At 61.0% G+C, this 25,913-nt stretch carries 16 protein-coding genes; 11 read left to right on the top strand and 5 right to left on the bottom strand.

Annotation, left to right across the window (positions count from 1 at the left end):
- Nucleotides 1-134: 134 nt before the first annotated feature.
- On the bottom strand, nt 135-1,658 hold the full coding sequence (locus KI235_RS23985) for a fumarate hydratase (RefSeq protein ID WP_003205127.1): 1,524 nt from the start codon (nt 1,656-1,658) through the stop codon (nt 135-137).
- Nucleotides 1,659-2,036: 378 nt separating this feature from the next.
- On the opposite strand from KI235_RS23985, the gene KI235_RS23980 reads away from it, so the two are divergent.
- The 3 genes from KI235_RS23980 to KI235_RS23970 are packed head-to-tail and all read left to right on the top strand — an operon-like array spanning nt 2,037 to nt 4,849.
- On the top strand, nt 2,037-3,143 hold the full coding sequence (locus tag KI235_RS23980) for a GGDEF domain-containing protein (protein ID WP_003205125.1): 1,107 nt from the start codon (nt 2,037-2,039) through the stop codon (nt 3,141-3,143).
- A complete protein-coding gene (locus tag KI235_RS23975) occupies nt 3,136-4,071 on the top strand; it encodes an iron-sulfur-binding ferredoxin reductase (RefSeq protein ID WP_003205121.1) in 936 nt (311 codons plus the stop codon). The genes KI235_RS23980 and KI235_RS23975 overlap by 8 nt, the downstream gene beginning before the upstream one ends.
- Before the next feature lie 28 nt (nt 4,072-4,099).
- Nucleotides 4,100-4,849, top strand: coding sequence for an enoyl-CoA hydratase (locus KI235_RS23970; protein ID WP_003205119.1), 750 nt, complete (start codon nt 4,100-4,102; stop codon nt 4,847-4,849).
- A gap of 211 nt (nt 4,850-5,060) precedes the next feature.
- On the opposite strand, the gene pyk is transcribed toward KI235_RS23970, so the two are convergent.
- Nucleotides 5,061-6,512 (bottom strand): pyruvate kinase, encoded by a 1,452-nt coding sequence (pyk, locus tag KI235_RS23965; protein ID WP_003205118.1) that lies wholly within the window; start codon nt 6,510-6,512, stop codon nt 5,061-5,063.
- 55 nt (nt 6,513-6,567) lie between these two features.
- On the bottom strand, nt 6,568-6,702 hold the full coding sequence (locus KI235_RS30645; RefSeq protein WP_256212897.1) for a hypothetical protein: 135 nt from the start codon (nt 6,700-6,702) through the stop codon (nt 6,568-6,570).
- Nucleotides 6,703-6,822: 120 nt separating this feature from the next.
- Here KI235_RS30645 and KI235_RS23960 point away from each other — a divergent pair, with 120 nt between their 5' ends.
- Together KI235_RS23960 and KI235_RS23955 are read left to right on the top strand one after the other, a co-directional pair.
- Entirely contained in the window at nt 6,823-7,197 is a 375-nt protein-coding gene (locus KI235_RS23960) for a hypothetical protein (protein ID WP_003205116.1), read from the top strand.
- 290 nt (nt 7,198-7,487) lie between these two features.
- On the top strand, nt 7,488-7,847 hold the full coding sequence (locus tag KI235_RS23955; RefSeq protein ID WP_003205114.1) for a PilZ domain-containing protein: 360 nt from the start codon (nt 7,488-7,490) through the stop codon (nt 7,845-7,847).
- 138 nt (nt 7,848-7,985) lie between these two features.
- Here KI235_RS23955 and KI235_RS23950 read toward each other — a convergent pair whose 3' ends face one another.
- Entirely contained in the window at nt 7,986-8,342 is a 357-nt protein-coding gene (locus tag KI235_RS23950) for a DUF6124 family protein (RefSeq protein WP_057452563.1), read from the bottom strand.
- 1,758 nt (nt 8,343-10,100) lie between these two features.
- Here KI235_RS23950 and KI235_RS23945 point away from each other — a divergent pair.
- The 6 genes from KI235_RS23945 to KI235_RS30520 all read left to right on the top strand — a co-directional run bounded on the left by KI235_RS23945 (nt 10,101) and on the right by KI235_RS30520 (nt 24,348).
- On the top strand, nt 10,101-12,038 hold the full coding sequence (locus KI235_RS23945; protein WP_244864266.1) for a hypothetical protein: 1,938 nt from the start codon (nt 10,101-10,103) through the stop codon (nt 12,036-12,038).
- A 132-nt stretch (nt 12,039-12,170) separates the two neighbouring features.
- A complete protein-coding gene (locus KI235_RS30530) occupies nt 12,171-13,943 on the top strand; it encodes a Tc toxin subunit A (protein WP_244864265.1) in 1,773 nt (590 codons plus the stop codon).
- Nucleotides 13,934-15,781, top strand: a complete 1,848-nt coding sequence (locus tag KI235_RS30525; protein ID WP_244864264.1) for an Ig-like domain-containing protein — start codon at nt 13,934-13,936, stop codon at nt 15,779-15,781. Before KI235_RS30530 ends, KI235_RS30525 begins: the two co-directional genes overlap by 10 nt.
- Complete coding sequence (locus tag KI235_RS23935; RefSeq protein ID WP_212795330.1) at nt 15,778-19,890, top strand: neuraminidase-like domain-containing protein; 4,113 nt, start codon at nt 15,778-15,780, stop codon at nt 19,888-19,890. The genes KI235_RS30525 and KI235_RS23935 overlap by 4 nt, the downstream gene beginning before the upstream one ends.
- On the top strand, nt 19,883-23,641 hold the full coding sequence (locus tag KI235_RS23930; protein ID WP_244864263.1) for an Ig-like domain-containing protein: 3,759 nt from the start codon (nt 19,883-19,885) through the stop codon (nt 23,639-23,641). The genes KI235_RS23935 and KI235_RS23930 overlap by 8 nt, the downstream gene beginning before the upstream one ends.
- Nucleotides 23,602-24,348 (top strand): hypothetical protein, encoded by a 747-nt coding sequence (locus KI235_RS30520; protein WP_244864262.1) that lies wholly within the window; start codon nt 23,602-23,604, stop codon nt 24,346-24,348. The genes KI235_RS23930 and KI235_RS30520 overlap by 40 nt, the downstream gene beginning before the upstream one ends.
- Nucleotides 24,349-24,357: 9 nt before the next feature.
- Here KI235_RS30520 and KI235_RS23925 read toward each other — a convergent pair whose 3' ends face one another.
- Complete coding sequence (locus KI235_RS23925; RefSeq protein ID WP_003205104.1) at nt 24,358-25,689, bottom strand: DUF58 domain-containing protein; 1,332 nt, start codon at nt 25,687-25,689, stop codon at nt 24,358-24,360.
- Nucleotides 25,690-25,913 lie beyond the last annotated feature (224 nt).

The following is a 25,913-nucleotide window of genomic DNA, read 5'->3' as shown; positions in this document are numbered from 1 at the left end:
CCTGTCAGATCTGACAGGTGGGTGGGTGCAGCCGATGAATGGCTGTGCTCGCTCCCACAGGTTTTTGGTTGAGACATGAAAAAGGCCGGTGGGCTTGTCGCTCACCGGCCTTCGTCACAACGCTTGCGTGCGGGTTACTGCACTTCCACCGCCAGGCTTTCGCTGATCTTCTGCTGCCAGATCGCTGGGCCTGTGATGTGCACCGACTCGCCTTTGCTGTCCACGGCGACGGTCACCGGCATGTCCTTGACCTCGAACTCGTAGATCGCTTCCATGCCCAGTTCGGCGAACGCCAGGACCTTGGATTTCTTGATCGCCTGGGCCACCAGGTAAGCGGCGCCGCCGACGGCCATGAGGTATACAGCCTTGTTGTCCTTGATCGCTTCGATAGCGGTCGGGCCGCGCTCGGATTTGCCGATCATGCCCAACAGGCCGGTCTGCTCGAGGATCTGGCGGGTGAACTTGTCCATCCGCGTGGCCGTGGTCGGGCCGGCCGGACCGACGACTTCGTCGCCTACCGGGTCGACCGGGCCGACGTAGTAGATGAAGCGGCCCTTGAGGTCCACCGGCAAGGTTTCACCCTTGTTAAGCATCTCGACCATGCGCTTGTGCGCGGCATCGCGACCGGTGAGCATCTTGCCGTTGAGCAGCACGGTTTCGCCCGGTTTCCAGCTCTGCACGTCCTCCGGGGTCAGGGTGTCGAGATTGACGCGACGGGCCGACGGGCCGGCTTCCCAGACGATTTCCGGGTAGGCGTCCAGCGGTGGCGCTTCCAGCGACGCCGGGCCGCTGCCGTCGAGTACGAAGTGGGCGTGACGGGTGGCGGCGCAGTTGGGGATCATGCACACCGGCAGGGAGGCGGCGTGGGTCGGGTAGTCCATGATCTTCACGTCGAGCACGGTGGTCAGGCCACCCAGGCCCTGGGCGCCGATGCCCAGTTGGTTGACCTTCTCGAACAGCTCCAGGCGCATCTCTTCGATACGGTTCTGCGGGCCGCGAGCCTTGAGCTCATGGATGTCGATGGATTCCATCAACACTTCCTTGGCCATGACCGCGGCTTTCTCGGCGGTGCCGCCGATGCCGATACCGAGCATGCCCGGTGGGCACCAGCCGGCACCCATGGTCGGAACGGTTTTCAGCACCCAGTCGACGATGGAGTCGGACGGGTTGAGCATGGCCATCTTCGACTTGTTCTCGGAGCCGCCGCCTTTGGCCGCCACGTCCACTTCCACGGTGTTGCCCGGGACGATGGAGTAGTGGATGACCGCCGGGGTGTTGTCCTTGGTGTTTTTACGTGCGCCTGCCGGGTCGGCGAGGATGGAGGCACGCAGGACGTTTTCCGGCAGGTTGTAGGCGCGACGCACGCCCTCGTTGATCATGTCGTCCAGGCTCATGGTCGCGCCATCCCAACGCACGTCCATGCCCACGCGCACGAACACGGTCACGATGCCGGTGTCCTGGCAGATCGGCCGATGGCCGGTGGCGCACATGCGCGAGTTGATCAGGATCTGCGCCATGGAGTCGCGGGCTGCCGGCGATTCTTCGCGCAGGTAGGCCTCGTGCATCGCCTGGATGAAATCCACGGGGTGGTAGTAGGAAATGAACTGCAGGGCGTCGGCAACGCTCTGTATCAGGTCATCTTGCTTGATCACGGTCATGAGTCGCGCTCCTCTCTAAAGACGGGAACATTCAATAAGGTGCCGGCCGCTGGGTGCATCGGTCGACGGGCGGCACCTCTATAAGGCACGCCGGGCATGCTGGCGCGACGCTAAAAAGGCGCGGCAGTATATCGCAGGCTAGCCCCCCTGTGGGAGCAAGCCTTGCTCCCACAGAAGCTTTGCTCCCACAGCCCAACAGAGCGGTGCACAGGTGACGTGTCAGGCACCAAACCACTGCGTCAATATAGGCCATTGCTTTGACGCCATTTTTCTGCTCCAGAATTGAATGGTCATTTGTCCTACACGCCACTAAAGTGGCGTCTGGCCTGTAGCGTAGGACGCCTCCTGTCAGTTTCCTTTCCCATGGTGAGTCAACGATTGACCCATAACGCCATTCAACGTCTTTTGCTGAAACGCTTCGCTTTGGCGGCCGCGACGTACGCGCTGGCACTGGTTTTGTTGTGGCTGGCATTTTTCAGTGGTCATTACCTCGATTCGTTGCGCGGTGTCATCATCGGCAGCGTGTTGGTCGTGCTGTGCCAGGCCGGGTTGTTCGCGCTGTTTATCACCGACCGTAACCTGCGCTTCGCCGACCCCAGCCTCACCGAAGCGCAGGTGCTGATCGGCCTGGGCTGGCAGACCTGGATGATGGCGCACCTGGACCAGGCCCGGGGCGTGTTCCTGGTGTTTTATGTATTGATCCTGTTGTTCGGGCTGTTCCACCTGTCGCGCCGGGCCTTTGTGCGCTGCGCGTCGCTGGTGTTCATCAGCTTCACCGCGATTACCCTATGGGACGGTTACTTCTTCAGGCTGCCCGATCCCACCTTGGCCGGGTTGCAGGTGGCCGTGCTGTTTCTCGTGCTGGTGTGGCTGGTGTTTTACGCCCGCTACGTCCAGATATCACGCCAGCGCATGCGCCAGCGGCGGTTTGCCTTGCAGGCGCACCAGGACACCTTGCGCGGGATGATGCGCCAGCTCGAAGACCTGGTGGCCACCGATGAGCTGACCGGGCTGTTCAATCGCCGGCACTTCCTGCGCCTCGCTTCCCGCGAGCTCAACACCCTCAGGCCCGGCATCGCCCATGGCCTGGCCCTGATCGATCTTGACCATTTCAAGCGCATCAACGACCTGCACGGCCACGCTGCGGGCGACCAGGTGCTGCAGGCCTTTGCCGCGGTCGCCACCGCGTGCCTGCGCGAGGGCGATGTATTGGCCCGTTATGGCGGCGAGGAATTTGTCATGCTGCTGCCCGCCTGCGACCCCCAGCGCCTGACGGCCTGCTGCGAGCGGCTGCGGCTGGCGTTCACTGAAGTCGAGCTGATCGGTCTGCAGGTCGGCGCCCTCAGCTTGTCGGCGGGCATGACGATGCTGGAAATGGGGGATGACCTGGACAACGCGTTGCAGCGTGCCGACCAGGCCCTGTACCGTGCCAAGCGAGACGGCCGCAATCGGTGCGCTGCCGGCTGGGAGAACACCGATGCCTGAACTGACAGTCGCCGGTCGGCAATGGACGGTGGCGGCGGGCAGTAACCTGCTGGACGCGTTGAACGGCGCCGGTGTGGCGGTGCCCTACAGTTGTCGCGCCGGCAGCTGCCACGCTTGCCTGGTGCAGTGCGTGGGCGGCGATGTGCGCGACAGCCGCCCCGACGCCCTGAGCCCGACGCAGCGCGACCAGGGGTGGCGGCTGGCCTGCCAATGCCAGGTGGTCGAGGATGTGCAGATCCACACCTTCGACCCGCAACGCGACGGCCAGGCCGCTCACGTGGCTGCAGTGGATTGGCTCGGTGGCGAGGTGCTGCGCCTGCGCATCACCCCCGAGCGGTCGCTGCGTTATCAGGCCGGGCAGCACCTGGTGCTGTGGGCCGGTGACGTGGCCCGGCCGTATTCCCTGGCGAGCCTGCCCGAGGAAGACCGTTTCCTGGAGTTCCACCTCGATTGCCGCGAGCCCGGCCAATTCATCGAGGCGGCCCGGCAGATGAAGGCCGGCGACCCGATCCGCCTGGGCGAACTGCGCGGCGGTGCCTTGCATTACGACCCCGACTGGCACGACCGGCCGCTGTGGTTGCTCGCCGCTGGCACCGGCCTGGCGCCGTTGTTTGGCTTGCTGCGCGAAGCTTTGCGCCAGCATCACCAAGGCGCGATTCGCCTTATTCACGTGGCCCATGATGGAGCCGGGCATTACCTGGCCAAACCCCTGGCGGCGCTGGCGGCCAAGCATCAAAACCTCAGCGTGGAGCTGCTGACCGCGGCCGAGGCGCCGTCCGCCCTGGCGCAACTGCGGCTTGTTTCGCGGCAAACCCAGGCCTTACTCTGCGGCCATCCCGACCGGGTCGAGGCCTTCGCCAAGCGCTTGTACCTGGCCGGCTTGCCGCGCAATCAACTGCTGGCCGACGTCTTCCTGCCCCGTGGTTGAGCGCTGATCTTCAGACGCGAGACCGACCATGACCGAAACCCTGTTGCTCGACCGAGAACGCGGCCTGCTGACGGTGCGCTTGAACCGTGCGGAAAAGAAAAACGCCCTGACCCGGGCCATGTACAGTCAACTGGCCCAAGCCCTGGCGATGGCCGATACCGACCCGCAGATTCGCGCAGTGCTGCTCACCGGCTCCAGTGACTGCTTCACCGCCGGCAACGACATCATCGACTTCCTCGAACAACCACCGAACGACCTCGATAACCCGGTGTTCCAGTTCATGCTCAGTCTGCTCGATTGCCGCAAACCGGTGATCGCCGCCGTGGCCGGGCCGGCGGTGGGCATCGGCACCACATTGCTGCTGCACTGCGACCTGGTCTACGTCAGCCGGGACGCGCGGCTGCGTATGCCGTTCGTCAACCTGGGACTGTGTCCGGAGTTCGGCTCCAGCCTGATCCTGCCGCGGCTGCTGGGCCAGGCCCGGGCTGCGCAATTGTTGCTGTTGGGCGAGGGCTTCAGTGGTGAACAGGCGGTCGCCTGGGGCATTGCCACCGAGGCGCTGGACAGTGGCGAGGCGGCCTTGGCCAAGGCTCGGGAAGTGGCGTTGCGCTTCGAATCGCTGCCGGCTGAAGCGGTGAACATCAGCAAGCAACTGATGAAAGCGCCCGACCGGGAGCAACTGCTCAGGGTGATCGAAGAAGAGGGCAGGCTGTTCACCCAACGCCTGCGCTCGCCCGAGGCGGTAGCGGCGTTGTCGGGGTTTATCAACAGGCATTGAGTTTTGCAGCGCCTGGACTGGCCCTATCGCGAGCAAGCTCGCTCCCACAGGGGGTTGGGGGCGAGCGGAAAGTCTCGGAACACCACAGAACCATTGTGGGAGCGAGCTTGCTCGCGATGACGGCAGTTCAGGCACTGCATTCTCCGAGAGCAAAAACCAAAAAGCCCCGCCATTCACATGGCAGGGCTTTTGTTTTTCAGCGCTCGGTCACTCAGACCATCGGGTCGCCAACGTGCAGGATTTTCATCCCGTTGGTGCCGCCGATGGTGTGGTAGCTGTCGCCCTTGGTCAGGATGACCCAGTCGCCAGTCTGCACCACGCCACGCTTGACCAGTTCATCCACCGCCGCCTGGCTGACTTCGCCCGGTTGCAGGGCGGCCGGGTCGAACGGCACGGTGTAGACGCCACGGAACATGGACGCGCGAGCCTGGGTTTCGCGGTGCGGGGAGAACGCGTAGATCGGCACCGAGGAGCGAATGCGCGACATGATCAGCGGTGTGTAGCCACTTTCGGTCAGGGCGATGATCGCCTTCACGCCCGGGAAGTGGTTGGCGGTGTACATCGTCGCCAGGGCGATGCTTTCGTCACAGCGCTCGAAGGTCTTGCCGATGCGGTGGCTGGAAGTCTTGCTGGTCGGATGCTTTTCAGCGCCGATGCAGATACGCGCCATGGCCTGCACCGCTTCAAGCGGGTAGAGGCCGGCGGCGCTTTCGGCCGAGAGCATCACGGCGTCGGTGTAGTCGAGCACGGCGTTGGCTACGTCGGACACTTCGGCGCGGGTCGGCATCGGGTTCTGGATCATCGACTCCATCATCTGGGTCGCGACGATCACCGCTTTGTTATGGCGGCGTGCGTGCAGAATGATCTTCTTCTGGATGCCCACCAGCTCGGCGTCGCCGATTTCCACGCCCAGGTCGCCACGGGCCACCATCACGGCGTCGGACGCCTTGATCAGGCCATCGAGGGTTTCGTCGTCGGCCACGGCTTCGGCGCGTTCGATCTTGGCCACCAGCCAGGCAGTGCCGCCGGCTTCGTCGCGCAGTTGACGGGCGTATTCCATATCGGCGGCGTCACGCGGGAAGGACACGGCCAGGTAGTCGACTTCCATTTCCGCGGCCAGCTTGATGTCGGCCTTGTCTTTTTCGGTCAGGGCCGGTGCGGTCAGGCCACCACCGCGACGGTTGATGCCTTTGTGGTCCGACAGCGGGCCGCCGATGGTCACGATGCAGTTCAGTTCGGTGGCGGTGGCGGTTTCGACGCGCATCACCACGCGACCGTCGTCGAGCAGCAGCTCGTCGCCCACGCCGCAGTCCTTGACCAGGTCCGGGTAGTCGATGCCGACCACTTGCTGGTTGCCTTCGGTCAGCGGATGGCTGGTGGAGAAGGTGAAGGCGTCACCGATCTTCAGCTCGATGCGCTTGTTGGCGAATTTGGCGATACGGATCTTCGGGCCTTGCAGGTCACCCAGCAGGGCAACGAAGCGACCGTGCTTGGCGGCGAGGTCGCGCACCAGCTTGGCACGAGCCTTGTGCTCGTCGGGGGTACCGTGGGAGAAATTCAGGCGGGCAACGTCCAGGCCAGCCAGAATCAGCTGTTCGAGAACTTCCGGCGAATTACTGGCCGGGCCAAGGGTAGCGACGATTTTGGTGCGACGGACGGACATGCAAGACTCCTCAAGTTCAAGCGCCAGCGAAGGCTACTATGCTCTTTGGGTGTAGTCATTGTTCATATGCACTACTTTTTCGTTTGTTTTTCGAAATGAACATTCCTGAAAATTTTTGCGCCTTGGATGAGCTTTCAAGTACAGCTTGGTGGTGAGCTGGAATGATCTGTGGGAGCAAGGCTTCATTCATATCACTGTGCCTCCATCACTGATCATCCTCCTTATCAGAAGGACAAAGCCCAGTTCCATTTTTCAGGCTGAAGATTTTCCCACCCAGGTCGATACAGAGCTCAAGACAGGAGAACCTCCCATGCGATTCGTGCTTTTCGTTGCCCTGGCCCTGAGCGTCACGGGCTGCACCCGTTGGTCGATGAACCACCACATGAACCTGGCCTACAAGGCCTATGACCGCGGCAATTGCGAGCAGGTCATGCTTGAGCTGTCCCAGGTCGACCGCGCCAGCCGTGCCCGCCGCTATATGCAGCCGGAAGTCTCGATGCTGCGCGGCCAGTGCCTGGAACGGCAGAAGCTGTTTATCGATGCGGCGCAGACCTACCAGTTCATCATCACCCAATACCCTGACAGCGAATACGCCTTCCGCGCCCGCGCCCGGCTCGAGACCCTGCAGAGCCTAGGCCATTATCCGACCCGCAGCGCGTCGGCGATGCGCCCGACGGCGTCCTGACAGGCTCATCAAGCCATGGCCGGGGCGATCCCTGGCCACAAGCGCCTGGCGTGTTTTTGTTTATGAAAGGTGTACGGACGGACTGGCTGCCACACGACCATGAGCTATATTTGTACAAATCGTCATTAGAGCTAAATCTCTAACTTCAAGCGGCACCTGTGACCGGCGGCAGTAGGGCCTGGACGCTTGCGAGCGTCTGGCACCGGGATCGGGGAGAGCGAGCTGGCGTGTGCTCGTTCCGAAGTATTAGGTTGCCCCGATTCGGGGTCGTTCAAAAAGCGATACAGGACATGTACAAAAAGCGGCGAATCGAACGGCAGCAGTTGCCGTGTTTCCTGAGAGTGTTCAATGGCGTCAACGGCAAGCCCATCGGTTTCTTGGGCAACGTTTCTGCAGATGGCCTGATGCTGATCAGCCATTTACCGTTGATGGTCGGCGCGGACTTTGACCTGCACCTGAAAATCCCTTCCGATGAGGGACCGCAGCAGAACATTGTGCTCAGAGCCAATTGCCTGTGGTGCCGCGAAGACGTGACGCCGCAGCATTTCGACGCCGGTTTCAGCCTGAAATGGGCGCCGCCGGAGTACGGGCAACTGATCAGCGCGTTGCAGCAATATTTCAGTTTTTATCCGTTGCCGGAGTCAGCCTGAGCCCCGGTCACTTTTGTTGGCGCAACACTTTGTGGGAGCGAGCTTGCTCGCGAAGGCGGCAGCACATTCAGCATTGATGCAAGCTGACCCACCGCTATCGCGAGCAAGCTCGCTCCCACAGGTTTTTCATACGCCTCTTCAGCGCTGAACCTTCGCCTCGTTATCCAGCATCTTCTCCAGCAACAACACCCCCATCTCGCCCATCTGGTGAATCGCCAGGGCCAGGTTGCGCGGGGCGCCTTCCAGGTCTTCCGATAAATCCAGAATCAGCGTGCTCACCGAGCAGAAGGTTTCGTAGGTGTGGGCGAGCATGCCTTCGGGGTCGGCGTCGGGGGCGACGATGAAGTAATCGAGTTGTCGTTCGGGTTTGCCTGGATCGGGCTTGAGGTAATGGTCCAGGGCTTTTTGCGCGGCTTTGTCGAGCTTTTTAGTGTTGAGGGTTTTGTGAGCGGACTGTGAATCGGTTCTCGGGGGATTGGGTGTTGGTTTGATCATGATCGGTCTCCGTAATGGGGCTACCACCCGGCTCGCGACTAAACGAATGAAGGGTGGCGGCTGGACGCAGGTTAGTCGACCGGCGGAGACACGAAATCCGGCGCGCCCGAGGGCGCCCTGCGCACAGCCACCATCAAGTATGGGATAGGGAAAACCCCACGGGATGACGCTTGTGCATATCGTGTCGAACCGCCGGGCGACTAAACCCGATCGCTGGTTATCAGCGACACGAATCAAGTTACGGGGCAAGGCCAAGGCGCACAAGCCGGCGGATTCTGGCGGATCTGTAGTCCGTTGCGCAAGACGCTGTAGTCACCCGGATATTTCCTTGCACCAGGCCCCGCCACTCGTCGGCACTGTCAGAGCTAACAGGTGTTTGAGTAGACCGAGTGACATTTACTGGTACCAGAAAGCCTCCTGACGATATGGCTGACCGTAATGCCTTTTTGATTCCGATTAATAGTTAAGGAGTTAGTCATGGGCGCTGGTGACGATTCTGAAAAAAACGAACTCGAAGACGCATCAGGGGGCAATACGGAGGACGTCAATAAAACTGACGGTGCTCTTGAGTCGGAAGAGGATGTTGCTTTTCCTAATGCTTTAACCGGGGAAGTTTTTTTAGAAGCAGCGAATTCCAGTCATCCCCTTCTTTGGGCGAATTTTGCCGCCTGGTATACATGGTCCCCCAATGGCAGATCCTTGGAGCTGAGCAACTTTAAATACAGTGCGAGAGATAATGGTCGAAAGAAGGGTAATGTCAATATAAGACTTCAGTCGGCAGCTGATACGGGGTGGCGCGAGTTGACTACAAATGGAGATCAGAACGCGGAGTGGCATGAAATTCCTGGAACACTGACGGTGGCGGGGGATGTGAACTCTGTAGTGGTTCATTATGATTATACGTATGACTTGAATAATGTAGGCGACCCACACTTGGGAGCTAACAAAACCTATAGGTTTATTCCCGCTGCTCCAGTCATTACAGGGCCACAAGGTTATGTTAGTGACTTGCTAGTCACGGTTTCAGGTATTGGTGCTGCATTCGCCGATGGCACGGTTACCGTTCATAACGCTAATGGCGACGGTGTGTTGGGGCCAGTGGCGAATCTTTCTGAAAACGGCATATGGGCGACAACGATCAACATGCCGAGCGGGTTGGAGACCCTAACGTTCTACGCCATACAAAAAATAGGAAATGCGATATCTGGAAAATCAAATCAGAAGACCATTGACTGGGCCCCGACGACACTGACAGAGCCCGCAGCGAACGCCATCGTGCTCGCCGACCAGCTTGTCTTCAAGGGCAGAGGATTTCCAGGCAACCGAATTTGGGCGGTTTTCCCTAACGTCGGCACAGAGCTGTCTGAAAGAGCTTCCGTAAACACCAATAAAACGTGGCAGGCCGGAGGTAAGCTCCTGGCCAGTGGACGCTGGTCGGCACAGGCTGCGTATCAGTCGGGGAGCGAACCCATTAGATATACCGAGGAGCACCGTTCCTTCACTGTTTTAGGTAAACCGAGCATCACCCGGTCCACAGCCACTAAGGATATGAGTTTCACGGTATACGGAACAAATGGGATGGATGGCGCCAGCGTCGAAGTTAGGCTTGATGTGATTGGTACCCCGGTAGGCAAAGGCACAGCAGCGACGAACGGTTCCTGGAATGCCAGGGTAAAAGTACCGCCAGGGATGATTTCTTTGGTGGCCGAACAAACCTATCAAATCGCGTCGGGACTGAGCACTGCCCAGGCGTTTAAAGTGCGCCCCCCCAAACTGACCGCCGTCACCGTCACCACCCCGACCGACACCTCGGTGAAATTCGAAGGCGACGGCTACACCGGCGCAACCGTCCAGATCACGGTCGTCAGCGGCCCCAACGTCACAGCGCCGGCCCCTGCGCCGGTTAACGCAGGCAGCTGGAACACAACCGCGACAAACTGGCCATTCGGCTCGTACAGCCTGCGGGCGATCCAGCGGTTTCCCGACGGGGCCAATGGCTGGATTGACTCGCAGCCATACACCTTCCCCGTCAACCTGATACTTCCAGACCCGACCGATATCACCTACACACCGGTCTACCAGCCGGTATTTTCGGGCAAAGGGTTCAACGGTGCGACGGTGATGCTGTTCAATCCCGGTGGTGCGTCGAAGGTGGCGCCGGATGCTGGCGTGTCGTCCGGTCAGTGGCAGAGCAGGGCATCAGAGGTATGGGGGCCGACGTTCAAACGGAAAGTCCATATCAAGCAATACCTGAATGGAGCACCGTCGCCGACCTGGCAGGAAATCGAGGTCACCATCCCACCGCTGGCACCGGTCATGAACGTGCCCGTGGAAAATGGCCTCTCGCCCAACCTCAATGGCACCTGCTGGCCGGACGCGGTGCTGACACTCACGTTCAGTGACAGCACCACCGAACACCCCGTCGAGAATAACAACGGCACCTGGAATTTCCGCCGCACCGAGCCGTTTGCCCCCGAGGTCATCCACACCGCGACGCTGATCCAGACCGCCGCCCAGCAACCCTCACCTGCAGCATCCAGAACCTTCACGGTCGTTCTGCCCATGCGCCAGCCAGTGATCACTGACCCCATCCCCAATGCTGAGGTCGGTCGCGAGCTGATCGTCCGCGGGCGTGAGGGCATGGCCGAGGCATCGATGCAAGTGCGCGACGCCCAATTTCAAACGGATCTGGGCGAGCCCAAGGTGCTGACTGCCGATGGCGAATGGTCTGTCGAGCTGCCCGTGCTGGCCTTTCGTCGCTACACCATCGACGCGCAACAGACCCTGCGTGGGGGGCCTTCCGAGCGCAGTGAGACGGTGACATTCGAGGTGGTGGTATTGCCACCGGTGTTTGACGTGCCGCAGCCAGGCAGCGACCTGCCGCGCACCATGGTGTTGTCTGGCACAGGCATGCCGGGCGGGCGGGTCGATGTCTGGCTGCTGGGCGCCAGTGAGCCGTTGATCGAGGATATTTTTGTGGGCGCCGAAGGCTGGAAAGCTGAAGTGACGCTGCCGGTGGGCGAGACCACGATTCTGGCCCGGCAACGCTTCGAAGGACGGACCTCCAAGGACACTGCGCCGTTGACCTTCAACGTCGTCCCGGCTGCCCCGTTCATTGAAACCCCGGCCACCGACGAGCACATCGGCCGGCGGGTGGTGGTGTCGGGTTTCGGCGTACCGGGGGATACGGTGACGGTGAAGCTGGGTGACGCTGCGCTGACGGTGTTGGGCGATAGCCCGGTGCTGGAGGATCGTACCTGGTCGGTGACGGTGGCGTTCGATCACCCCGGCGGCCTCTACGACCTGATGGCCGTGGCGTCGAGCGAAGGTTTTCATTCTGCCGATTCACCGCCGCGGCCGGTGGTGCTGGGCACCTATCGACCTTCCATCGACGTGCCCGTGGCCGGAGGCTGGGTCGACAACCCGGTCAACTTCGAAGGTCAGGGCCGGCCGGGCGTCGGCCAGGTGGTGAGCTGGTTCAACCCTGATCAGGTGTGGGCGACGGGTCTCCCCGTCGCTGCCAGTGGTTGGGAAGGCGGGGCGTCGCAGGCGCTCTCGGCTGGCGGTAACTGGTGCCGGTTCAGGCAGACCATCACTGACACGGTGGACGGCGCCACGGCTTCCGATTGGGTTGAGAGCCGGCGCTTCGAAGTCCTGCTGCCCACCCGCCCGACCCAGGTGCCCAACTCCCGATAGACGGTCATAAAACCTGTCGGTTCTGACAGTAGACGGCTTGGGCCCTTAAGCGCCAAATCACGTTTACCAGACGCTCGGCCTGACGGCTTCGTCGGACCGCTGCGGGCCGTTATCGAACTCGAGGTCTCGTCCATGGCTGACTCCCGCCCTGCTTTACAGCTGCTGACTCAGGTGTTCAGTGACCAGCAACTCACAGCCTACGCGACGCTGCAAACGTACCTTGAAGCGGGCGGTTCGATCTTTACGCTGGTGGAAAAGGGCGTACAGGGATTGGTGAGAGACTTTGGCGTGAGCCCCGATGACGCCCGTCAGTTGTTACGGCGCTTCAACAGCATGGCCATTTACCTGCGGCGTCAGTTCATCGAGCACAGCCTGTACGATTCTGCAAAAGAGCAGCGGCGAGCAAGCAGTGGCTTGCTGTCGATGGTTCGAGGCCCCAGTTTTGAGCTGCTGTTTAATCCCCGGTTCGACAGTTTGTGTCCACCCCAGGCCCTGGAATCTGTTGCGTCACCCGTGGCGTATTTGATTGAGTTGATGAGGTGGATCGAGCAACGCATCGAAGCGGCGTCCAACGATATGTTCAAGCTGCCATTGCATGATCGGCGCAAAGACCTGAAGCCGCTGAGCGTCGATTTCAACGCGGTGCATCGATCCGTGTCATCGGTGGACATCATCGTCCCGGTGCTGGAAAGGTTTATCGATATGGCGCCAGAGGCCCTTGAGCAAGCCATGATCGAGGCGCGCTATCCCAATGGGCTTCCTTACTTCCAGCATTGGGTCACGGTGGATACGGTCGCCCGTCACCATGGCCTGTCGGTGGGCAGTTTTGTCCAAAGCGTGAGCCCGTCCTTTCCGTATTTTTTTCAGGCTCAGGCCTGGTACAACGATGCGGGACCGGCCCTGGCCCATGCGTCGAGATTGGGACCTTATCAGCGGCGGTTGCTCACGGAGGAGGCTGCCAAGCTCGCCGACCGCGACGTATTTTATGCGCACAACTTTGGCACCGATGACTTGACATGGCAGGACCTCGAAGAGATGCCATTCTTCGGCGAACGGACCAAACTCGACACCCGGGGGCTCGAGGTCTTGCTGTCGGTACGCGGCTTTGCGCCAGTGCGTTCGGCCAATGTGACCTACTCGTCGCAAACGGAGTCCGACGTGCCGGAAAGCGGGCGCTCGGGGTCGGTTTATCTCAACGCCAACGACCACCCGGGTGTCAGTATTGTGGGTAGCGCAGATGGCCCTGCGTTCCTCCACAGGCTGTCAGTAAGCCCTGGCGACGCCGCAGGACTTGCGCGTTACGACCGAATGAATCGCAAGTTGCGCCTGGATCAATGGCTGGCACTGCCGAGTGAACAGGTGGATGCGCTGCTGGTGGCAGCCATCAAGGCTGAAGTGCGCGGTGATGCAGCCACCAGTGCCTGGTGGATCACCGAACAGGTCGTGCATGCGCTGGGGCTGTTTCAGTCGTTGCGCGAGCGCTATGAATGTCCCGTGAACGACTTTGCCGTGTTTATCGACGAGTTGTCGATTTACGGTCGCGGTGAAGCACTCTCCCAATTCGATCAGGTCTTCAATAACCAGGGCGATTATCGTGAGTCCTTGAAGCTCGACAACGGACCGTTTCCGATCGTGCCGGCACCTGAGGTGCCCGATCTGACCGTCAGCCAACTGTGCAGCGCGTTGGGCATCGACCTGCAGACCTACAACTACCTGGCCTTGGCGATTGCCAATGCCCATGGCGTCGACGGAGAGAGTCTGTCGCGTAACCTGGCGATCATGTCCAGTTTCTACCGCATGGTGAAGCTGCCCCGGCTGTTGGGCATCACCCCGGTCGAAGGCGTGTTGATGCTGACGATGCTGGGGGGGAGCTTTGGCTCGACGGCCTGGCGGGTGTGCCCCTGATCAATTCCACCGCAAGCGATAGCCCGGATGTGCTGAACCTCATCCAGGCCATGCAATTGTGTGTGGACTGGTGTGCCGATCGCGACCTGCCGGTGCTCTGGATGGTGCAGCAGGTCTCCCAGCCCTCGGTGTTGGACACCTCCCTGGACGCCGAAGGGCGGTTTTTTGAACAGGTGCTCAACCTGTTGCCCGGCGCACTGCTCACCCACTCGGCGATCCTGATGGCGGGTGTGCCAGCGATGGCGGGGGCCAGCTGGCTGGAGCTGCTGGGGATGCAAACGACACTGGTCGAGTTCGATGGGCTGGTGATGTCGCGCACGGGAACCGAGGCTCAATACCTGGCCTTTGCGCGAGAACAGCTTGAGCACGCCGTGGAAATCGGCCTCGGGGAACAATATGAGCTGGAGCGCCCCGCCATTGTCGAGAGAATGCTCACCGTGGTGTTGGAAGCCAGGGACGCCCAGGTGTCGGTGGTCAAGGAATGCCTGGCGGTTTACACGGGTATCGGTACCGAGCAAGCGCTCGAGGTGCTGGCGTGGGCCAATTCAACGGTGAGCCGGCTGCTGCGCCAGGTGCTCGAACGCGACCTTTCGAGTCTTGAAGGCCTGGTGAAGGGCCGCAACGCATTGACTGACCCATTGATTGCGCTGTTGGCCGATGTGCGCCGTCGCAGTGCGGTGGTGGCGAAACTGGAGCTGGGCGCCGAGGTGTTGCGCGACTATCTGGATTACGGCCATAAAGCCTGGCTGGACCAGGACGACAAGCACGCGTTCACGGTGCGCACGCTTTACTACCTGAGCACCCTCACCCGTGCGTTTGAGCTGAGCGACCAGCCGGCGCAGACGTTGCTCGACTACCTGCGCGAGGTCAATGCGCTGCCTTCTCCTATAGGGGGGCACGCAGTGCATTTGGCCGAACAAGCGGCGTCCATCCGGCTGGCCGGTTTTTTTGACTGGAGCGTGCAAGAGGTGCGCGAGTGCGTCAGCCGCATCGAATCCGAGCACAAGATCCTGAAAAACCTGCCCCAACTGGATCTGTTGATGCGGGTTCGGGTGCTGGCGGCGCGCACCGGCATGGATGCCTTGACGATTTTCCTGCTGGGCGGGTTGCCGGAAGAGATCGACAAAGCCGCCTACAAGGAAGCCGCCGAGCATGCCTTGCTGAGCCTGTCCGAATCCGATAGGCCGCCGGCGACCTTCACCGGGGATCTGAAACAGCTCGTTACCGTGACATGCGTCCCGGACAATACCGTGGTGGTGGCGGCGTCTGGGAAAAAAATCACCTTCACCGTCACCCTTATGGACAGCAATGGGGAACCGTTGAGCGGAGTCAACGTTTACTGGAGCGCCGAGCTGGGAACCATTGAAACCCAGGCGACGAATACAGACGGGGTAGTTGAGGCCGAGTACATACCGGGCAAGGTGTTGGGGCGGGACACGCCGCAATTCTGGCTCGATCTGTTTGAGCGCGAGTATGCCCCTACCGTCGAGGTCATTTTCGATAAGCTCAACCTGGACGTCCCAAGAGCATACATGTCGCCAGTACCTCTGGGAACGGTGCCCTTCGGTCAGGAAGTCGAACTCTACGCCACCATTATGGACCGTCATGGAAACCTTGCGACAAACCATCCGACACGCTGGCTAACCACGGATATGGGCGGGGGGGAAGGCCGGGTGGTTTATCGACCGGACCAGTCCTACACCAACCAGGAGGGTCTGGCCCGGACATTTGCTTCCAGCCCTACCGGCGGAAGGCTCAAGATCACCATCACTCCCGACGGTGACGCGTTCGCTGATTTCCCGCCCATCAGCTTTGAAAGCGAGGAGCACGCATCATGACAGGGAACACGATGGGTGACTTGCTCGAAAAACGCCGGACCGCCCTGATCGAATACAGTCTCGGGCACGTTGGTAAAAGTGGCGAGAATCCACCCTACAAATTCCTGCGTACCCCAGCGGACCTGTTTGAACTGCTGCGTCTGGATCCTCTGGACAGTTACCCGGTGCAGAGCTCCTGGGTCGCTGAAGCGACCAGCTGCGCCCAGCAGTTCATCCACGCCGCCTACCGCAAACTGGAACCCGGCTATGCCGACACCGAGTTCGACAAGCGGGACCTGGCCACCTGGGAACTCTACAACAACTACCCGGATTGGTCGGCGCTGCAAATGATCGCCCTTTACCCGGAAAACTTCATCAACCCCTTCGTGCGGCAGCGCAAGACCAGCCTGTTCAAGACCCTTGAAAACAACCTCAACCAGGCACACTTGAACAGCGATTCGGTTCAGGTTGCCTTGCAGGAGTACCTGCAAACGTTCGAGCAAACCTGCAACCTGGACGTGCTCAGCAGCTACATGGACAGCGTCTCGCCGGCCCGGGCCGACTACTACTTTGTCGGACGCCAGCGGGTGCCGCCTTACCAGTATTTCTGGCGCAAGGCCGAGGTCGAGCTTTCCCCCAGTAGCACCGCCATTAACCCGGCGGCCTGGAGTGAATGGCTGCCGGTGGATACGCCCACGGGCGTGACGGTGATGGACATCCGGCCGGTGTTCTGGAGTGGGCGACTGTGCCTGGTGTGGGCCGAGTGGCAGTACAAGGTCGGAAGCGAAGACGAGGACGAGGAAGAGGACGAGGAGGCCAACGTAAGCCTGCCGCACCGGCTGGACATCAAAGTGGCGTTCAAGGCCCAGAACGGCCGGTGGTCGGCGCCGCTGAGCCTGCACAGCAGCGTGCATGACAGCGACCTTTCCCAAGGCGCCCGGTTGATTGCGACCGTGTGGGCCGACCCTTACAACCCCAAGGGCAAGCTGGGCGTTTTTTTAACCAACGACGAGGCTTCCCTCAAGGTGTTTGCGGTGCGCGATGTGCTGTTCCGCCCCCTGGCCTGGGACGATGGTGGCTGGTTGGAGCAGGCGGCGCTCAAGCGTTTTGTCACGGCTGAGACGGTTCAACACCCGCTGATGAATCAGCCGGCCATGGTCACTGTCGTGGACAGGCCGGGCACGATGACACCCTACCTGGGTCTGCAGGCTACGGTGTTTCGCGTCGATGGCTTCGATGAACTGGTGGTCTGCGGCTACTGCCGGCCAACGGGTTTGACCGGACTCCCTGTCCTCATGGACTTGAAGTTGGTCGGTCGCACCACCGATGATCCAGAGGACGTCTCGGAGGCTTTTCCCATTGCCGGTGGCTGGAGTACCCCATGGCGGGTTTATAGACGGGCGAGCGGTTCATGGCCGCAGCCGACCACGTTTACGTTGGGTGGCTCCTTGGGTCTGGGTGCTCAAAATCAGTTTCAATTAACCATTATCAATGTGACGGATTTCCCCCCCGTCTCACTGCTCAAGAACAGCTTCGATGCGGCGCAGTTCCTCTCCCTCAACCAGGCCGAGCTCACCCTTGAATACGCCCGGCTGAATTCGCTGTTCGGCCCAGAGTTGGTACAGCGTTCCAATATCTCCGTCGATGCGGTGCTGGATTGGGACACGCAGTTTCTGCCGGAGCCGCCCCCGGAATCGAAAACGATCAGTGAGCCCAACGGGGCCTTCGACGGTGCTAACGGTCTGTTCTTCTGGGAACTGTTTTTCCACCTGCCGCACCTGGTGGCCACACGCTTGCGCACCGAGGACCGCTTCCTGGAAGCGCAGAACTGGTCGCATTACCTGTTCGACCCGCAAGCGCCGGCCGACCCCGACAACGGCCAGTACCTCAATCCAAAACCGGCGTATTGGCGCTGCCGCCCCTTGAGTAGCGCCGGCAACCTGGGCTGTGAAACCCGGGCGCCCACCGACCCCGACGCCATCGGCTATTCGGCGCCCCGGCACTTCCAGATTCTGGTGTTCTCGGAGTACGTCAAGAACCTGATGGCCTGGGGCGACTGGTATTACCGCCAACTCACCCGTGACAGCCTGGTAGCGGCCAAGCTGTGTTACGTGCAGGCCGAATTCCTGATGGGCAAGGCGCCGGCGGTGCGAACGGTCAACCGTTGGGAAACCGACACGGTGGACAGCTTGATGAACAAAAGCATGTCGCGACCGGCCCTTGAACAATTTGAACAAAACCTTGCGTTCAGCCTGGCGGACTTTCCTGCCGCCGCCGAGGCGCCGCCGCTGCTGGGGCTGTTGGCCAACGAGCCCTTCAAGGCACCGATCAATGAACAGTTGCTCGCGCTGTACGATTTGCCTGGCCAGCGCCTGCATAACCTGCGCAACAACCTCACCCTGGACGGCAAGCCACTGGAACTCGCGCTGTTCAGCCCGCCCACCGATCCCAACGCGTTGCTGCGCGACCTGGCGGCCGGTGGTTCCGGTGCGCCAAGACCCATGGGCGGGCGGTTGGTGGTGGGGGCTTTCCGCTGGCGCACGACGTTCGAGGTGGCATTGCGCGCCGTGCAGGCGCTCCAGGAACACGGCACCCAGGTGCTGCGATTACTCGAACAACGGGACCTGATCGAACAGCAGGAACTGCAGCAGAACCATTTGGTGGAACTGGGTATCTACGCCCGGACTGTGCAGGAACAGAACATCACTCAGCTACAGGCGAGCAAGAGCGCGCTGGAGCAAAGCCGGGCCGTGGCAGAGGAGCGGGCAATCGCTTATGCGCTTCTCTATGACGAGAATGTGTCGAAGGTTGAGTACGAGGTCATGGAGAACTTGCAGATCTCCAAAATCCTGGCGCTGACCTCGGCAAGCATCAAACCTGCGGGCGCCGTGATTGCCTCGCTGCCCACTATTTTTGGTTTGGCCAACGGTGGGCATCGTCTCGACAAAATGGTCGACGCGGTTTGTTTCGGCCTGGATATAGCGTCGTCGACGATGCAGATAGACGCGGACAAACAGGCCACCACCGAAAGTTACCGTCGCCGCCGCGAAGAGTGGCTACTGCAGCGTAATCAGGCACTGGCGGAGGTGCGTGCGCTCGATGCACAAATCACCGCCCAGACCCATGCGGTGAGCGCCGCTCAAACCACACTGGATCAAACCCTACTGGTCAACAACCAGGCCTTGACGGTGTACAACTTCATCAAAAAGCGCGCAACCAACGCGGAGCTGTACGGCTGGCTGCTGGGCCAGTTCAAGGCGTTGCACTACCAGGCCTACGATGCCGTCGTCAGTCTGTGCCTCAGCGCCCAGGCCTCGCTGAGTGCCGAAACCGGTGATTATGATTCGCAGATCCCCTTGCCCCAGGTCTGGCTGGACAATCGCCACGGCCTGACGGCAGGCGAACACCTGCGCGGGCATTTGCTGCGCATGGAGCGCGAGTACCTGCAACGCTATGAACGGCGGCTGGAGCTGGTCAAGACCCTTTCCTTGCGCCAGTTGTTCGATGACGCGAGCGACCCGCAGGCGGGCACCAACAGCAGTTGGGCCAACGCACTGGATCAGTTGCGTACCAAAGGAACGCTGGAGTTCAAACTCTCGCAATTGCTGTTCGACCGCGACCATCCGGGGCATTACTGTCGGCAAATCAGCTCGGTCGAGGTCGACCTGCCTGTGCTGATCGGGCCTTATGAACATGTACGTGCCACCTTGCTGCAGATCAGCAGCATGACGGCTACCAAGGCCACCATTCCGGCGGTGGAGTACTTGCATGATCCCGCGGGTCGCGTGGCGCCTTCCGATGTGCAGATCAACCTGCGCAGCGGTCAGCAGATCGCCTTGTCGATGGGGCTTGGCGACCACGGCATGGTGGCGATGAAATTCGATGACAGCCTGCTCAATCCCTTCGAAAACACCGGGGTGGTTTCACGCTGGCTGTTGAGCTTCCCAAGGCCGGAAAAGGAACCGCAGAAGAGCATGCTGCTGTCCTTGACGGACATCATCGTGCGTATCCGTTACATGGCCAGGGCCGGCGAGCCGCCGTTCGTGCGAGCCGTCGAAGATCAGATCACCAAGACCGAAAGCAAACTGTCCCCCTTCTCAACCGTCGAAGGAGCAGGTCGCCATGAATAAACCGATTATCCTGGCCAATGAAAATCTGGTGCTCAATGGCGACTTCGAACAGTGGATCGATCACTGGATACAGGAACCGGCTTCGGGTTACTTGGGGACTGCGAGCGATTGGTATGAAGAGGAGGGCCAGCACGTTCGTTTTCTGACCGCCGGCAATGGGGCTTCGGTCAATCAGGCGCTGACGGCTCCCAAGGATCCGGGCGCTCAAGCTCGCTACGTCCTCACGTTCCTGTGCGAGACGAGGCACACCGAACCGGGCAGGCTGCTCATTAGCAGCGATAAACAGCCGCAGGAGCAGGAAATCCTGTTGCCGCCGGGTCCGGCCCGGGATGCGCAGGAGGATCAGGCGCGACGCAGGAACGGTCAGCCGCGGGAGTACAGACCCATTCCCTACAACGTCCCGTTGGACCTGCCGTTCAACGCTCAAGACATCCTCACGGTGAGTATTCATAGCCCGCGAAACGTTCCCGGTGACGTTTTCTCGGATGTCCGCATCACGCGTATCAACCTCCAGTTGCACCTTGAGCCAGCGCTGATGCAAGCACTCAAGCTTGATGAGCAAACACGGCCGGCAACCGGGCGCTTGTACGTGTGCCTGGGGGCCTCGGGTGACTTGGCCCACCAGCTAGAGTTCGTTCCCGATCCGGGCAATGCCTGGGTCGGCACCCAAGCGGCGTTGACCAGCGACGACAATCCCCAGGAGGCGCTGATGGCGACCCCGGCCTGGGGCGTGGATCACCCATTGGATTCGGCCTGGACCCTGGACTGCCCGGCAATCGGTGAAGACGGGCCGTATTCGTTCTCCATGGACCTGGTCAACCAGTACGCCGCTGAGGTCTATCCGGTGCAGGTGTCCCTGGGTCATCATCGATTGGCTTTTCGTGAAGTGCTCGAGGCGGCGTATTACCCGGTGCTGGAATACGACCAAAGTGTGCGCTTGGGGGTGCAGGTCACTTCTTATTACACCGGGCAACCCTTGAGCGACCGCACCGTGAACTGGACTTCCACGACCGGGCAGGTCGCCAGCGTTGCCATCACCCGAACTGACGGCTGGGCCTACTTTGATTTTCAGCCGGCGCAGGCCGGTGATGTCGAGATCCAGGCGTCGGTCGAGAGCCTTTACTACGCCTCTGGCGTGTTGACTCAAACCTTGATGGTGCGGGTGTTGGCGACGGATCCGTGGAAGGATGTGCGAGCGGTGGTCGAGGGGGTTGAGTCGCCTTGGGAGGAAAAAACCGGTTACCCCAACCGCGGCTCGGATTATCCCCTCGACGTGAAACTGCCCGCCGCCAGTCCCTTGCAGGGGACGCAGCTGTCGTTGCACTGGAGCGGTGATTCCCACGAGCAACTGGGGGTTGTCGTCAATCCGGCCCTTGAAGCGGCGGTGCCGGTCACCGGTGCCGAGCTGGCCTGGACCCTGACCAGCGAAGATCGTTATGACGGTCGCTTCGAGCTGCAACTGGCCTGCTCGAAACTGTTGCTGCCTTCACCGAAAAAAACCATGTCGCTGGCGCGCAATCTGGTCCGGGTGGGAGACGTCCGAGAGGCCAACAAATTTCCCGTGGTGGACGAAAACGAAAGCGTGCTGTTGCGGGTGCAGGTGGTGCACTTCGTGGCCAGCGGCGACGGCGATCCGGTCATCAATGCCCAGGTCGAATGGAAGGCTGGCGCCGAGTCGATTTCCACCGTCACCACGGGCGCCGGTGGTTGGGCCAGTGTGTTGTACACGCCGCAGAGCGCGGGGGACAAGGTGGTCATCGCCAGCATCAAGGCCCACGAGCAAGCCGTTGCGGTGGAGCAGCCTTTCGATGTGACGGCGATTGCGACCAGCCCCTGGAAAAGCGAAGTCAGTATTCTGCTCGATGGCGAGGTGGTCCAGCGCAATACGCTCGGTGTGCTCTGTCGACGCGGGCAGACCCACACACTGAAAGTCGTGCCCAACGCCGGCAGCCTGTGGATCGATAAAAACATCAGTTTGCATTGGCGAGGGGCCGCGCCGGATATTGGGCTGTTGCCCAGTGACCTTGGAACGCCCAAGCGGTTGGAGGCGGCTGGCGCCCAATGGACGCTCGCCTCACAGGTCAATAGCAGTACCAGCAGCCTGTTTGAGCTGGAGTTGCGCCTTGAGAGCGTTTCAGTCGTTCGCGAGCTGACGGGGCGATTGGTGTCCGAGGACCTGGCGGAAGAAGTCAGCCTGAGACTCGACCAGATTGCCGCAGCACTGGACGCCCAGGCGCTTTATCCGTGCCTGGGGGCGCTTCATCGGTTTAGCGTTTTGCCCAATGCGCTGAGCCCGCTGGTGGGGTTGGAATCAACGCTGGCATGGTCCGGGACATCCGCCGAGGAGTTGGGGGCAACGGTTCGTCCGGTGTTGAATCTTGCGCAACCGATCAACGACGGCGGCGCGATCTGGATGCTGGATTTTACCGCCAGTGAGCAACCGGGCGAGTTTGCCCTGGCGTGGGCAGTGCCTGCGCTGGACTTCGTCGCCACCGCCAAGCCGATGACGTTGGCGCATAACAAAGTCAGGATCCAGGGCTGGCGCGAATCGCCGGTCGACCCGGTGGTCGGGCAGGATCCTGCGTGGCTGTGGGTCCAAGTGGCTTCTCATTTCACAGGGCTTGCCGTGAATCAGGTTCCGGTGACCTGGACAGCGGGCAGGTCAAGCGCGCAACCCACCGACGCCGAAGGCTGGTCCGGTTTTCCCCTGGCCCCGGCCGCCGCCGGAACCCAGGCAGTGAAGGCCTCCGTGAGCAGTCGTTACGACGGCTACGAAGAGGAGCGCCCCTTTGAAGTCACGGCGCTGGCAAGTGATCCCTGGGCCGGGCTGACGGTCAGCTTTGATGGAGCCGCGGCGCAGCCCTGGGGCGAAAAAACCTACTTCCCACGCCGCAAGGGCGAACATGTTTTTGAGCTGATGGCTCCCGAGAACAGTCCTCTGTTTGAGCGCGAGCTCACGCTTGGCATGACCGGAACCGGGCCGAGCGAACTGGGCATCAGCTTTTTGCCTGACCCCCTGGGAATGCCTCGCGAGTTTCCCAGCGATGGCCTGCGTTTCACGCTAAAGGCCGGCGATCTGAAGGATGGGGGCTTTGCTTTGCGCCTGGCGTCCCAGCGGCTGGCCAGCCTCTCCCCGGCGAACGCGATGTCGTTGGGCGAGGGCGAGCAAGTGCTGGAGATCCGCTGGGACAGCGGTGTTCACCAGACACTGGACTGGGAGCAGGAACTGGTCGAACAGGTCACCGTGGTCTCTTCCATCAGCGGCAAGCCGATTGCCGGGGTGACCGTGATCTGGCGTGGTGATGACCTGGGGGAAGTGACCACCGTGACCGATTATTACGGGGTGGCGCGCGTGCGCTATGTTCCCACCACGCCCGGCGCCGCGCAGTTGACTGCGACGGTGGGGCAAGGGCAGTACACGTCATCGGTGGCGCTGTCGTACTTTTTGCACGAGCCCCGGGAAATCCAGTCGCTCACCAGCGACAAACCCAACGGTCACCTAGGGGAGCTGGTTTCAGCGGTCGTGACCGTGGTGTCGGCCATGACTGGCGAACCTCTGGAGGACGTCGAGGTGCGATGGGAGTATCCCCGGATCACGATTGCAGCGACCAGAACAAATGTCGATGGGCAAGCCGAGGTGCAATTCAGGCTGCCCGGAGTCAGGAAGGGGGTTCTATACGCCATTGTCACGGGGGGTATGCGGGATGGGAGATGGCAGCTCTCAGCTTTGAGCTGCTGCCCAATGACATGACATGGTTGCAGGACTTCAGACCTTACGTTGATGGCAGGCCCGTAGAGTGGTCTGAAGTCAAGTTGAATGTATTCGCAGGACAGGTTTGCACGCTGAAGTTGGATTATGGGGGCAGTTGGCTGATTGGCGAGCCGGATGCCCAGATTTGTCTGCAATTCAAGCCGGGCGAAGAGGTGCAGGGTCTGGTGTTCGATCCGCCTTTGGGGCAATTGGTTGCGATGGAGCAGGGCAGTACTTCTTTGAGTTGGACTATTTTTACCGACCAGGCGCAAAACAGGCCTTTTGTTCTGGAATTCGATATTCCCTTGATAACCGAAATGCCACCGTCGCCTCCTTTGCCAGGGATTACTCGCGATGAAGATAGCTGGCTGGAGGAGTTCACCTTCTACCTGAACAGTCAGGAATTCGATCTGGCCCATAGAAAGCTCAGCCTGAAAGATGGAACCAATAACACCTGGGAGTTGCGAGCCAAGGAAGATAGCGCCCTGATAAACGCCACGAGTGTCGCTTTGTGGATGTCGGGAGGAGACGCGCTTCAGTTGGTTTTCGAACCGCCGTTGTTTCAACCACAGCCCGTGACCACAGCCCCCTTGAGTTGGTCGATTCTGACCAAAGCATCACATTGGGGTTCTTTCACGTTGGAGTTAAGAAGTCCGCACCTGCCCACGCGGTCAATCGACGCCGAGGTGAATGTTCATGGGACCTGACAACATCGCCTACAAATCCCCCGCTTTCTTCCACCCCAAATACAACGTCACCAGCTCGGCCCCCAATTCCCCGGGCCGGGCTTGCAGCACAGCGATCCCATGGGCGCTCAGCCGTTCATGCAGCGTCGCCCGGGCATTCAGATATTCCACCGCCCCGCAATACGCCAGCGCCTCGGGCAGAGTTTGCACCGGCGCCTGGCGCAGCCGGTCCAGCGCCTCTTCCCGCAGGCTCGCCACCAATACCCGATGCCGTTGGCCCAGCCGTTTGACGGCGGTCAGCAGTTCTTCATCGTCTTCGTCCCGCAGGTTGGTCACCAACACCACCAAGGCCCGGCGTTTCTGCCGGGCCAGCAGTTGGGTGACAGCGGCCTGGTAGTCGGCGGGGTGCTGGCTGCTGTCGAGGTCGTAGACGGTGTTGAGCAACACATTGAGCTGCCCCGTGCCTTTGACCGGCGCGAGGTAGCGCGACTGTTCGCTGGCGAAAGTACTCAGGCCCACGGCATCGCCCTGGCGCAGCGCGGTGTAACTGAGCAGCAGGCAGGCGTTGAGGGCGTGGTCGAAGTGCGACAGCTCGCCGTCCTGGCTGCGCATGCGCCGGCCGCAGTCGAGCATGAAGATGATCTGTTGGTCGCGTTCGTCTTCGTATTCCCGGGCAATCGGCGTGCGATGGCGGGCCGTGGCCTTCCAGTCGATCTGGCGCAGGCTGTCGCCCTCGCGGAATTCGCGCAGTTGATGGAATTCCTGGCCCTGGCCGCGTCGTTGCCGCTGGCGGATGCCGAGCTGGCTCAGCCAGTTGTCCACCGCCAGCAGTTGACCGTCGTAGAGCCTGGCGAAATCCGGGTAGACCCGAGTCTCATCGAGCGCATCCAGCAGACGCTTGTCGGTCCACAGGCCCAATGGGCTCGGCAGGTTGATTTCGCAATGTTCGAAGGCGAAGTGCCCGCGCTTGAGCGGGCGCAGGCGGTAGCCGACCTGGCTGCGTTGGTCGGGTTGCAGCTCGACGGACAGTGGCAGGTTTTCGAAGTCCAGGCCGTCGGGTACGTGATCGAAGACCTGCACGTGCAGCGCTTGGGCAAAGTCATGGCTGATCTCCAGGCGGACTTCACCCCAGCGACCGAGGGCCAGGCTTCCAGGCATTTGCCGTTGCACCCGGGGCGAAGGCAGGCGCCTGACGCGCACCGCGTCGAGCAGCGCCAGGGCCAGCAAGGCCAACAGCAGCCCCCAGTTGATCGACAGCAGTGTCGATGGCAGCGCGATGCCCAGCGCCCGCAGTGTGCCCAACACGATGCCGAGGGCCAGCAGAAGCGCAAGCCAGGTCAATAGCAGGCGCGAGGGTTTCATTGACACATACCCTTTGGGAGAAATGCTGAGCGAGCTTTTGTGGAGAGGGGGCTCATGTGGGAGCAAAGCTTGCTCGCGAAACGGGCATCTCGATTTCTGCGAGACCGCGTCGCTTTCATCGCGGGCAAGCCTTGCTCCCACAGACAAGCGGGATGGTGCTGGTGGGAGCAAAGCTTGCTCGCGAAACGGGCATCTCGATTTCTGCGAGACCGCGTCGCTTCCAT

Source organism: Pseudomonas sp. St386, from assembly GCF_018325865.1.
GTDB classification, from domain to species: Bacteria; Pseudomonadota; Gammaproteobacteria; order Pseudomonadales; family Pseudomonadaceae; genus Aquipseudomonas; species Aquipseudomonas brassicacearum.
This window is presented reverse-complemented; position numbering and strand designations above follow the sequence as displayed.